At 37.5% G+C, this 12,279-nt stretch carries 10 protein-coding genes; 5 read left to right on the top strand and 5 right to left on the bottom strand.

Translation table 11 applies throughout. The annotated features are described in order from the left end of the window. Window positions 1-5: 5 nt before the first annotated feature. Complete coding sequence (locus EHQ59_RS05470; RefSeq protein WP_135618218.1) at window positions 6-1,406, bottom strand: undecaprenyl-phosphate glucose phosphotransferase; 1,401 nt, start codon at window positions 1,404-1,406, stop codon at window positions 6-8. 2 nt (window positions 1,407-1,408) lie between these two features. Next, window positions 1,409-4,315, bottom strand: a complete 2,907-nt coding sequence (locus tag EHQ59_RS05465; protein WP_135618216.1) for an LPS-assembly protein LptD — start codon at window positions 4,313-4,315, stop codon at window positions 1,409-1,411. Window positions 4,316-4,541: 226 nt separating this feature from the next. On the opposite strand from EHQ59_RS05465, the gene EHQ59_RS05460 reads away from it, so the two are divergent. Continuing rightward, window positions 4,542-4,892 carry a hypothetical protein gene (locus EHQ59_RS05460; RefSeq protein WP_135618214.1) on the top strand — a complete coding sequence of 117 codons (351 nt, stop codon included), beginning with the start codon at window positions 4,542-4,544 and terminating at the stop codon, window positions 4,890-4,892. A 14-nt stretch (window positions 4,893-4,906) separates the two neighbouring features. Here EHQ59_RS05460 and EHQ59_RS05455 read toward each other — a convergent pair whose 3' ends face one another. Next, the gene (locus tag EHQ59_RS05455) at window positions 4,907-5,998 is read right to left on the bottom strand and encodes a response regulator (RefSeq protein ID WP_135618213.1); all 1,092 of its coding nucleotides are present in this window, start codon (window positions 5,996-5,998) and stop codon (window positions 4,907-4,909) included. A gap of 86 nt (window positions 5,999-6,084) precedes the next feature. On the opposite strand from EHQ59_RS05455, the gene EHQ59_RS05450 reads away from it, so the two are divergent. Together EHQ59_RS05450 and EHQ59_RS05445 are read left to right on the top strand one after the other, a co-directional pair. Further along, the gene (locus EHQ59_RS05450) at window positions 6,085-8,073 is read left to right on the top strand and encodes an ATP-dependent helicase (RefSeq protein WP_244245398.1); all 1,989 of its coding nucleotides are present in this window, start codon (window positions 6,085-6,087) and stop codon (window positions 8,071-8,073) included. Window positions 8,074-8,118: 45 nt separating this feature from the next. Further along, window positions 8,119-8,664, top strand: coding sequence for an MORN repeat-containing protein (locus EHQ59_RS05445; RefSeq protein WP_135618210.1), 546 nt, complete (start codon window positions 8,119-8,121; stop codon window positions 8,662-8,664). 8 nt (window positions 8,665-8,672) lie between these two features. Here EHQ59_RS05445 and EHQ59_RS05440 read toward each other — a convergent pair whose 3' ends face one another. Further along, a complete protein-coding gene (locus EHQ59_RS05440; RefSeq protein WP_135618208.1) occupies window positions 8,673-9,449 on the bottom strand; it encodes a M48 family metallopeptidase in 777 nt (258 codons plus the stop codon). Continuing rightward, window positions 9,446-11,554, bottom strand: a complete 2,109-nt coding sequence (locus EHQ59_RS05435) for a GGDEF domain-containing phosphodiesterase (RefSeq protein ID WP_135618206.1) — start codon at window positions 11,552-11,554, stop codon at window positions 9,446-9,448. Before EHQ59_RS05435 ends, EHQ59_RS05440 begins: the two co-directional genes overlap by 4 nt. A 107-nt stretch (window positions 11,555-11,661) precedes the next feature. Here EHQ59_RS05435 and EHQ59_RS05430 point away from each other — a divergent pair, with 107 nt between their 5' ends. Further along, on the top strand, window positions 11,662-11,841 hold the full coding sequence (locus tag EHQ59_RS05430) for a hypothetical protein (protein ID WP_135618204.1): 180 nt from the start codon (window positions 11,662-11,664) through the stop codon (window positions 11,839-11,841). A 110-nt stretch (window positions 11,842-11,951) separates the two neighbouring features. Further along, on the top strand, window positions 11,952-12,275 hold the full coding sequence (locus EHQ59_RS05425; protein WP_135618203.1) for an STAS domain-containing protein: 324 nt from the start codon (window positions 11,952-11,954) through the stop codon (window positions 12,273-12,275). The last annotated feature ends 4 nt before the right edge of the window (window positions 12,276-12,279 follow it).

The raw sequence follows: 12,279 nt of genomic DNA, 5'->3' as shown, positions 1-12,279 counted from the left end.
GCTTCCTAATATGCATTCCTATCTATGATCGCTTTCAGTGGTGTAAGTAAAATGATTTTGATATCAAGTAACAATGACCAATTTTCTATATAAAATATATCAGCTTCGATTCTCTTTTCAATGGAAGTATCACCACGAAATCCTTGGACTTGTGCCCAACCAGTAATTCCCGCTTTTGCAGCATGCCTACGCATGTATTGGTGGTGTTCGTTTCGAAATTTTTCTACATAAAAAGGACGTTCAGGTCTTGGACCCACTACTGACATATCACCTAACAAGACATTGAAAAATTGCGGTGTTTCGTCTAATGAAAGTTTACGGAGAATGGCGCCGACTGCAGTAACTCTGGGATCGTCTTTGACTGTCCAAAGTGTATCTGATTTCTCTTTTGCTTGTACCACCATGGAACGAAATTTAATCATTCCAAATACTTTGTTGTCCAAACCAACTCGTTCTTGTTTGTAAAAGATGGGACCTTTACTTGTTAGTTTGACAAGCAGTGCAATGAGAAGATAAAAAGGGCTAAATAAGAGTATAAAAACTAAGGAAAAAACAATATCAAAACTTCGTTTTAATACCAAATTGTATCCTAAACGAAGTGGAATATTTCGGATGGAAATGATAGGAATTCCATCCAGAACTTCCACTCTTCCTTTGGCAGTTACAATTTCTTCATAACTAGGAATTACTTTTAAATCAATTCCATGAAAGTCTGCAATATCGATGACGTCTTTCAATGAATCCCCTTCTTCGTGAGAAAGAGCATATACGATTAAATCAATATGGTTATTTTCTACAAAGGATTCCAGTGATTTTGTCGTTGTAACGGTTTGAATGATTTTGGGTGAGAGGTTTTTTTTACCAGATACAAAACCTTTTACTGTATAACCGTAAATCGAATGTTTGCCTAATGTTTTCGAAAAATTGATAGCAGATTTTCCCGTTCCTATGATGAGAACTGCCTTAAGATTGTAACCTTTACTTCTTAAATATTGCATAAAGGTTCTTAAAACAAAATGAGAAAAAGAAGTTAGAACGACAGTACAAACAGCAAAATAACCAATGACAAGGCGTGAAAAACTTTCTCCTCGAAAGAAAAAAAGTAAGGAAAGTACAACAAGTAAATTTAAAACAACACCTGATATGATAGCAAATAATTCATCCGAAAACGATAAACCTCTTCTGGGATGATACAAATCGATGGATAAAAAAGATAACACTTGAGAAAACCCAAGAACGATTCCTAAAATCAAATAGTAAACTGGTTCAATGGTTTGGATTTGAAAACTTGAGTCAGGTGATAGATAGTACCGAATCACATAAGCACATAAAAAACTAGTTAAACCGATAAAAAAGTCAGTAACCAGAAACAAAAGTTTAAAGGATTGGCTTCTTTCTTTTAACATAATTATTCCGTTAAGTCTGTCGTTGTCCCATCCAAAGGACGTTTTCTAAATCGATACAAACGAACTCTTGTCGCTTGAGCGGATGCGGAATCTCCAAAACTGAAGTTGGTGAGGTTCACAGATAAATAAACGGATTGGTCATAGAAAGTTAATTGGTTGTTAAGTGTTAAACCACCAGGTAACGCCCGTAAATTCATACTATATCCCAAACGGTATTCCCAGTTATGTAGGTCCATTTTTAAGGTCATCATAAACCGATTGATATTAAATACAGTTTTTTGCCTTTCATTTTGTCCTTGGGCACCCGTTCCTGCCGCAAGGTCTTCCCAAATTGTTGTTTGGTCGTAATTGGTTCCTGTTTGTGAAGTATATAATTCCGGACTTGTATTGAGGGCATAAAACTGCCCTTGTGCTAATGCAGTTAAGCGCCAAGGTTCAGTGACTCGGGAATCCAGTTCAAGTTCTACACCCGTATATCTTGTTACTTTCACATCTGTTTTAAAGAAAAAACGATAACTGTCGAGGAAACTGTCTTTATAAACATGATACCACGTAGAACCAATTTCTAAACTTCGGAAGGCTCGAATGATAGGCCAAGAAAAACCACCCATTTTATAAGATAAAGTTAGGTTGTTTGATAAAGATCGATTTTGGGGAGTATGGTGAACATAATCATTGTTAACGAAAAGACCTGAATAAAAATTCCGTTTTCTTTCGAGTAAACTAGGTCGTCTCGTGGTAAATCCATCAACAAAATCAAAAAAACCACCCACTCTTACAACAGTATAATACCAACGTTGCATATTTGTAAGTCCAGGATTGTACGCGGAAGAAAATTGTCTTAAATCACGAATGGTTCTTACAGAAATATCCCAATCATTTAATGCATAACTTTCTAATGACAATTCAGCTTCGTGTTGGCGTAAATTTCCTAAGATCGGATCTTTTGCTTCTGCTTTATCAGCATCTAAACGGCGATAGGTGGTAGACAAAAAGATTTCTGGAATTCCCATACGAACCGTATGGGATTGACGCACATATTGATAAGATTGTTGTTTGAGTAATGTTGCGTAAGCACGGTTTACATCTCGGTCGGGTCCATTTAATTCACTGCCTGTTCCAGGAAATTCCACTGTTTGTTTTGTTGCTCCCATATAAACAGAAGGCGTGAAAGAAACATACGTTCCCACTGCAATCGGAGAACGAAGTCCTGTTTCCCCAATCACATTGGTTTGGGAACGTAACACATAGTCTTGAAATTGGCTTCTAGGATCCACAACCCCATTGATTGGGTTTACCTTTTGTTGTGGTGGACCATAAATTCGGTTGATATTGGTTTGGAATAACATATCCCAATAAATTGGACTTGCTGTTCCTGGAACGAGACCGATGTTACTTGAGTTACGAATAGTAACTGCAGGTAAAGTATCTTGTGCTGCAAAGTATTGATTGGCTTGGATTTGGTAGACAAGCGTTCGACTCATCGAAATTCCAACACTTAAATCTCCTCTGTTTTCCGTATAATTGAAGTTCCAGTTAAGTAAGTTACGGATGAGACCAAACCGAACATCTCGATAGGTATACATTGATTGTAAGGAATTGGATGGTTGGTAACGATTTCCAAATTCATAATCAAACAATCGATTGCTGTAGTTTTCATATTGCACTTGGAAGTTACGTGTAGCATCTTTTGAAAAATCATTAAATTTTGCGTTTAACCTTAAATCAGCTTTCCACCATGGATCATAGTTAACGCCTGTATTGCGGTAAGGGAGTCCTGAATTGGGAAACATCTCTCCTTTATCTACATTATTTGTGACGGCAACATTTCCAATTCCAAGGTTTTTAAATCGATCTTCATAAACAGGTGTGATGGCGTTATTTTTATAATTTGCATATCCTAAATTGATATTGTAATTGAGGATTGGAGAGAGTTTCCACATCTCCAGTTGGGCAGCTTGTCCTGTTTTTTCATACACATCAAAACGAAACTTATATCCATTTGCTAAAAATAAGTTGTTAGGATAAGAGTCAGACCATTGGTATGAGTTCTGCCAAAAGTATCCTTGGGAATTGTTTTTACCAAATTGTGTGGTAACACCATTTCCTGATTCCGAATTATAAAGGAGAGGGAACATAAATAGAGTGGTTCCACCTACTTTATAAGATACCCATTGTGCTACGACCGTACGATCATCATGGATGATGATTCGTTTTGCCTGAAACGATTCATGTGGCAATTCTGCATTACAAGCAGTAAAGTAACCCATCTCTAATAAATATCGTTTTTCATCTAATCGTTTGATTTTTTGCCCAATGAAGTGTGAGGGAAACATACTCAATTTCGAATTGTATACAACACCTTGGTTTAGTTTGAGATCGTAAATCATACGATCTCCCACTACTTTGGCATTTCCATCTTTGTACTCGACACCACCTTCCGCATAGATTTCTTGCCTTGCCGAATCGATGGATACAGAATCAGCAACCAGTTCACCAGCTTTGATTTTGACTCGAACTTTCCCTCTTAAAACAAGAACACCACCTTTGGTTTTATCAATGTTTAAGAGTTGCCCTTCCGCCGCGTTTTGGATTTGAATCGGGGGACCTTTTTTAGGTTGAGAGCTGAGGAGTGATTCGGGAGTTAACGGTTGTTCTTCGGGTGGGACTAACGCTTCCCTAAGTCTTTCCCGTTTACTATAAATTGTTCCCGTTGGATTCAATCCTAAGTTACGAAGATTGTCTTCTACTTCTCTGTCCGTCATCGCATCCACGGATTTTCGCACAATTCCTCGTTGGATTTGAGCCGTGGTTTGTTTTCTCTCTTCTTCTTGTTGGTTTTTTGAGAGTAAAGTTTGGTCAGGAAAGAGTAATTTTAAGCCATTCGTATCCTGTGCCAGAATTTCCATTCCGATGAGCAAAGAACAAATAGGGATGAGAAAACGAATGGATTTTTGCACAGCGGGCTTCAGAAGTATAGAACGACAGTTTTACACCTATCGAAAAAATCAATGGAAAACCAGGTAGAAATTCGAGGTAGAATCTCCTCCATCCATACAAAAAAGAGGTTGCATAAGTTTCTCTGAAATGGACATAATCTAAGGGCTTGAATCTTTGGGCATAGGTGAGTTTTGAATGGCGAAAACCTACTCTGGCGAAAGAATCCCTGGTACTCTGCGGTACACTCTAAAAATTAGAGAGGGAATCGAAGAACACTGTGTCCAAGTACCGGAACCTTCCATCCAAATCACAACGGATGGATTTGGACCTCTGGAGAGTGCCAATCGTTTGGCTTTAGCCGTTCTTCTGGATTTTACGAAAAACCCTCAAATTTCCTTTGCGCACTACAAAGATTTCAATTTCTTTTTAGCAGGTCTTTTATCGGAAGACAATTGGATGTTGCATTCCAACCGAATTGAGTTGTTCTTTAAAATGATAGAAATGCCTAAACAGGAAAAAAAGCCCATTCTCTTGGGTCATCCTTAGTCCTTATTTCCAAACTAAATTGGCTTCACGACAGGCAAGGTGAAAATCCAAGCGGATTGTAGATCATCCCGCCTGAGGTTCCCTTTGTGTTCTGCAATGATACTTCTTGTGACATCCAGGGAGTTCATTTGGGAGATTCCCATCATCAGATCTTCTCCCCCATTGTCTTTGATTTTGATTTCCACAAATTCATTTCCGTTGTCTTCGGTTATCGAGAGGGAAACAGCAATTTTTCTGCCAATCGAGTCTTCTCTTGTGTTCACACGAAGCCTTGCATCTTGGATGAGATTGAGAAGGACTTGTTTGATTTTCTGCGGTTGGCAATAGACATGAGGAATGTCCCCCATTTCCAATTCACATTGGATGCCTTCTTTTAAAAAGTATTGGTGTAAAAAAGATCGTGTGTCACTTAAAATGCTCACCAGATTTGAATACGTCCACTGCGAGTTGGTCGATTGCGAATAGGACACTAAATTTTTGACAATCTTTGCAATTCGTTCTGACTCTTCTGTAATTTTGTCTGCTTTTTCTTTTAAGGAAGTGTTCGAAGTTTTTTTCGCTTCTAAAGCGATGAGGTCTGCCAAATTTAGTATGGAAGTGAGAGGATTATTCACTTCATGGGAAATTCCCGAAGCAACAAGGGCAATGGTTTCCCATTTTTGATTTTCCGCAAGTCTACTTTCCACAACACGAATGTGTTTTTGTACTTGGGATTTATAAATGGCCATTTCTACCGAGATGTACAAATCCCGGCTATTAAAGGGTTTGATTAAGTATCCAAAAGGTTCTGTGGTTTTGGCACGGTTGATGGTGGCTTCATCGGAATACGCTGTGAGATAAATGACAGGGATTTCCTTGGTGCGTTTGATTCTTCCCGCAATTTCAATTCCATCCATGGGACCATTTAACATGATGTCCATGAGAACCAAATCAAAATGTTCCGCTTCAATTTGTTCCAAGGCATCGTTTGCTTCTGACACATAACTTGCTTGGTAACCATATTGTTTTAATGTCGAACAAATATTAATGGCAATGATCCTCTCGTCTTCTACTACGAGAATCTTCTTTACATCTGTTTCTTTTTCGGTGCCAACCATTGTTGTCATTGTTTTACATTACCAGTCCAAACAATCAAACAGAATAATTTCCGTTTGTCAACAGAAACCAGACAACAAATCTCTGTATTGTGACGATGGATTTAAATGATGCCCAGAACGAAGTGGTACACACAAAAGATGGTCCCATTTTAGTCGTCGCTGGTGCAGGTACGGGGAAAACCAATACACTTGTACACAAACTTGCCCACCTTGTCAAAACAGGTACAAATCCTGAATCCATTCTCCTACTCACATTTACTCGAAGAGCAGCCAAGGAAATGCTTGGTCGTGCCGCGGGAATCCTTGACCAAAGGATGATGTCTGTAAAGGGAGGAACCTTTCATTCCTTTTGCCAATTGTTTCTCCGTCGGTATGGGCATTCTATTTCCGTACATCCTAATTTTACAATTTTAGATGAGGAAGACACCTTGGGTTTTGTGGGGATGGCAAGAGATCAAATCGTCACACCTAATACAAAACAACGATTCCCCAAAAAAGAAACCTTGGCGGAAATTTTTTCTACCAGTTTTAATTTGCAAATCTCACTAGATAAACTCATCCAAAAAGAATACCCAATGTTTATCGGGTTAACCAAAGAGATCCAAGAAATCAAAACCAAGTTTATCGAATTCAAACGAAAACACGATGCATTGGATTTTGATGATTTACTCGATTTCACAAGAAGTATCTTGATGTCGGACGAAACCATCCGCGAAAAAATGGCTTCGGTTTACCAATATATCCTTGTGGATGAATACCAAGATACAAATCGAATCCAAGCACATATCGCCTGTTTGCTTGCAAGTAAACACCAAAATATTCTGGTGGTTGGAGATGATGCTCAATGTATCTACGGATTTCGTGGTGCCAATGTTCGAAATATGTTGGATTTTCCCAAAATTTTCCCAAACACAAAGATCATTCAACTAACAGAAAACTATCGAAGTGTACAACCTATTTTAGATGTTGCCAATGCGGTTTTAGAAGGAAGTAAAGAAAATTATAAAAAAAATCTTTTTTCTAATAAACCAAAATTATTAGAAAAACCTTTTTTAGTAAAATTAGAAAATCTGGAAGAAGAAGCTGAATGGATTTCCTCATTATTGTTAGAACTGAGTGAAAATGGAGAATCATTTTCTGATATGGCGGTTCTTTTTCGGGCAGGATACTCTTCACACCTATTGGAAATGCAATTGACTGCTAAAAAAATTCCATATCGTAAGTATGGTGGAAAACGATTTTTAGATTTAGCACATATCAAGGATACCATTGCCTATTTAAAAGTAATCGAAAATCCAAAGGACATTCTTTCATGGAATCGTATTTTGTTACTGGAAGATCATATTGGTAAAAAATATGCTCACCTTTTATACAAACAACTGGAAACAAATCATTTTGATTACAAAAATGATCCTAATTTCTTTTTGGGATTTCCGGAACAAACAAAACTTTCTTTTGTCAAATTATTAGAATGTTTGCATGCAATTCCAAAAGAACAATCGAACCCATATCAAATTTTAGAACAGATTTTAACTCATTATCTACCAATTCTCGAGAACACATACGATGATGCTGAGAAACGAAAACCTGATTTAGAAGCACTCCGGTTCCTTTCGAAAAAAGAAACCAATCTCACTGAATATCTTTCCCAATTGGTCTTAAATCCAGTGGAAGGAAAGGAAATTGGATCTCTAGACGATAAGGAAAATGAATTTGTCACTCTTTCCACCATCCATTCGGCAAAAGGATTGGAATGGAAGTATGTGGTGACCATGCAAGTTGTGGAAGGAATTTTACCTAATCACAGAATCAAAACAGTGCAAGAATTGGAAGAAGAACGTAGATTGTTGTATGTGGCAATCACCAGGGCCAAATCTACCCTGTACTTAACCTATCCGGTCACAAATGAAAAAAATCGATTTACGTCCGTTAGCCGTTTCGTATCCGATTTGCCAAACGATAAAGATTTGTTTACCAAATGGGAAAAGTTACAGAATCAGGAAAATACAAAAAAGGAAAAACAGAGCCAAAATGATGGGTCACCTGATCCGTTTCAATCCATCCAAAACTACTTTTTGAATTGATTTTTTATTTTAGACCTGTCCAATAGAGACGGATTTGGAGTAATTATGAAATTTTATCGGCAAACTATCCTTTTGGGAATTGTATTCGTTTTTTTATTCGTTAACTGTGCATCCAATGATACAAAAGAATCTACAGATGGGAAAGACCAAGATTCGAAATCAAATTCACGTAGTGCCAATTTAGAAGACCCTGAAAAAGGTGGAAAAAAATTCGGTTGTATCGAAGGCAACTGCGTCAACGGCGTAGGTAAATATGTATACGACAATGGAGATGTATACACAGGTTCTTTTAAAAATGATGTAAGAGATGGAAGTGGAAATTTTTTATATGCCGATGGGGAAAAGTTTAACGGAACCTATGTGGAAGATAAAAAACAAGGCCCTGGAGAGTATTCATTTAAAAACGGGGATAAATACGTTGGGGAATTTCAAAACGGTCAAATCAATGGAAAAGGAACCTATACGTTCAAAGATGGTAAATCCGTATCAGGTGACTTTAGCTCCGATGGCCAAGAAGGTATCGGAGTTTTATTAGAGGAAGGAAAATCCAGAAACTGTAAAATCTCTGGAAGAAAATTACTCTGCGAATGAATTTTCGTTTATAATTGGCAGTTTGGTTTTTTGCCAGACTGCAAAGCAGTTTCATACAATGCCATTGCTTTTGGCATTGCTTCATTTAGTTGTTTCATCCTCGTTTCATCAGAAGGATGCGTTGATAAAAGTTCGTTTGGTTTTCCAGAACTCATAGCACTCATATTCTTCCAAAGATTAACACTTTCTCTCGGATCAAACCCAGACTTTGCCATAATTTCCAAACCAATGAGATCTGCTTCCGATTCATGTTTTCTGGAAAAAGGCAAAAGTACTCCGAACTTTGCACCCATACCGAGGGCACCTGCTACTGTAGGTTTTCCCATAGTTTCCAATACTTTCATCGATCCAGAAGCAAGTTGGTTTTGAGAAACACGTTCATTTCCATGGCGTGCAATCACATGCCCAATTTCATGTCCAATCACAGCAGCTAACTGATCTTTGTTTTTTGCAACGGAAAACATTCCCGTATAAACTCCGATTTTTCCGCCAGGTAAAGCAAAGGCATTGGGAGTATTATCTTTAAAGACAACTACTTCCCAATTGGTAACACCAGTTGTATCCGTTGTCACTTGCAGTTGAGATTCCACAATACATTTCACATAAGCATTGGTATTGGATCTTGGATCAATGGGTGTTTTTGATTTCATATCCGCAAAGGCTTCGTTTCCCATTTCATTCATTTGGTCGTCTTTGACGAGAATGATTTGTTTTCGACCCGTTGGGGAAGTGCTACAATGCGTAATGAAAGTGATTGTGATGAGGAAGATTAAACTTCGAATCATGAGGTTTCCTTTTTGTAAAATTGATCTAAAAATGGTATAATTTCTGGAAATGGAACTGGTTTGGATAACCAATATCCTTGGATTTCATCACATTGGTAGGATTGTAATAGTTCCAATTGTTCTAATTCTTCCACACCTTCCGCAACAACCGTATAACCTAAGTCATGTGCCATGTTTATAATTGAAATCAGTAAAAAACTTTCTTTGTTTCCTACGTGGACATTGTTTAAAAAAGACTTATCAATTTTGAGAATGGAAAGAGGTAATTTTTCCAAATAGGACAAAGAAGAAAATCCAGTTCCAAAATCATCCAAAGCCACTTTCACACCAATATCAATTAAATTGGAAAGAATTGGCACGGTATCGGATAGATTTTTCATCGCTAAACTTTCTGTGATCTCTACTTGTAAGGAAGAATACGGTATCCCTCTTCTTTTGTGTAAATCGACAATCCAATGGAAAATATTTTGGTCATAAAATACTTGTGGGCTTAAGTTTACGGCAATGGAGATCGGATATCCTTTTTTGATTTGGACTTCTTCGATCACATTAGCAGTTTGTTCCAAAACAAAACGAGTGATGGGAACAATGAGACCTGAGTCTTCTGCCAATGGGATAAATTCGGCAGGGGAAACCATTCCCCTTTGTGGATGGCGCCACCTTACGAGTGCTTCCCAGTGCCCAATCTGATTCGACTTTAGATCCAAAATGGGTTGGAAAAACACAGAGATTTCATTGTGAATTAATGCTTTTTTTAAATCATTTTGGATTTCCAACTGGAAGTGGATTTTTTCCTGCATGGCTTGGTTAAACACTGCCACTGTTCCTACTTTTTGTGATTTCGCATGGAACATGGCAATTTCTGCATTCCGAAGTAATACATCGGCTTCTTTTCCCCCTAAACCAAAAGCCGAAATCCCATAAGAAGCCGTTAAATAAATTTCATAACCACCTAGAGGGATTGGGTCTCCTAAAAATTCAAACAACCGATACGCATAATCCACCGCTTCTTCAATCGACAAAAGATGATTGAGTAAAATGGAAAAATTGTCAGCACCTAACCGAGTGATAATGGCATCTTTATCCGAAAACTGTTTTAAACGTTCTGAAAAAATAATTAATATTTTATCGCCAGATTCGTTTCCGAGAGAGTGATTGATCCGCTTAAAATTGTCTATATTGATACAAAAAACAATTGGATATCCATCTTTTTGGATATTGTAAGTGAAGATTTTTTGTTCAATCCGGGCAAGATACAGGGCTCGATTGGGTAAACCCGTGAGGTTATCATAAAAAGCATCGTGAGTGAGTTGCTCTTCCGCTAATTTCTGGTCGGTGATATCATGATGAATCGCTATGTATTGAAATACTGATCCATCAGTCCCAATAAAAGGAACAATGGTTGTATCCACCCAAAAAAGACTTCCATCTTTTTTTGTGTTTAGAATTTCTCCCCGCCAAACTTTCCCTTTGTGGATGGATTCCCATATTTTAGCCCAATCCTCTTTGGACTTGTTTTGGCTTTTTAAAATTCTATGGTTATGTCCTAGAAGTTCAAAACTTTCATAACCAGTGATTTTGGCAAAGGCATCATTGACATAGGTGATGATCCCATTTGCATCGGTAATCGAAACTTTATTTGCTTGGTCTAATGCAAACTTTTGTAACTGAATCTCTTTGAGTGATTGGTACAAAAACGTTTCAGTGGTATTTTTTTCTTTTCGGTAAACAAGTTCCCTTCTTTCTCGTTCTAAAACTTCCGTTAAACGTAAAAGTGTTTTTCGATCAATGATATCATTCACACCAGATTTCATGTACAAAAGATTTTTATGAAAGTCTTCTGGTTCACTGAGTAAGATGACTGGAATGTCGATTTTTTTTTCGTTCAGAAATTTTAAGAAGAATGAGATCTCCGATTGAAACGGAGCACGTGTGCTACAGATAATGGCATCCCAATCCTCCTCTAAAACGGTTGCTTCAAAATTGGCAGATGATTCCACCACACGATACAAAGGACTTAGGCCATTTGCCTTCATTTCCCGCACTAAATCAAAAACGCTGTTTGAGTCGTTTTCTAATATTAAAACACTGATTGGACTTGCCATTATGAATGCCGAACCGGCTTTGTTCCCCAGGTAAGTGTATGCAAAAAACTAGAAATCTCAACCGAAAAAAGATTCAAATTTTCTCTTAAATTTCGTCCAATGGGTCAGTGCATCCCAAGGTTTTTGAAACAAGTTATATCCGAAAGGAATACTTAGAACACGAGTTGCGGAAACTCCTGCTCGATATGAATGACTTAGAATACAAAGATTTAAGTGAGTATGATAAAGGTGGGTATGATGGTTTTAACCAGGCGATCACTTTGGTCTTAAAAAAACTGCAAAACTAGGGTTTTTTCTAGTAAACTCTTTCTTCTCCCTCACAAACAATGAGTTTCTACAAAAATTCTTTACAAAATTAGATGAAAAACGGATAGTATACGTGCCAGTAGGAAGTTCAATGAATTTCACAACAAAACAAGTTAAAAATCATACAGTTGTTACCTTAGAGGGATCCCTCGACATTTATTCTGCACCCGCACTCAAAAAAGAGCTTCATAAAATCATTGATGATGGAGCTGAATCAGTAGCAATCGATATGATCAATATTAAATTATTGGATTCTTCTGGAATTGCCTTACTTGCTAATTTGCAAAAGAAACTCAAATCGGAAGAAGGTCAGTTTTTTCTATTGAATGTGAGCCAAGATGTGATGGTGATTTTAAAACTTTCCAGTTTAGATAAGTTTTTCACCATTTTAGGGAGCGAAGCCGAACTTCCTTAAACCC

Origin of the sequence: Leptospira kemamanensis (genome assembly GCF_004769665.1) — a bacterium.
GTDB classification, from domain to species: Bacteria; Spirochaetota; Leptospiria; order Leptospirales; family Leptospiraceae; genus Leptospira_A; species Leptospira_A kemamanensis.
This window is presented reverse-complemented; position numbering and strand designations above follow the sequence as displayed.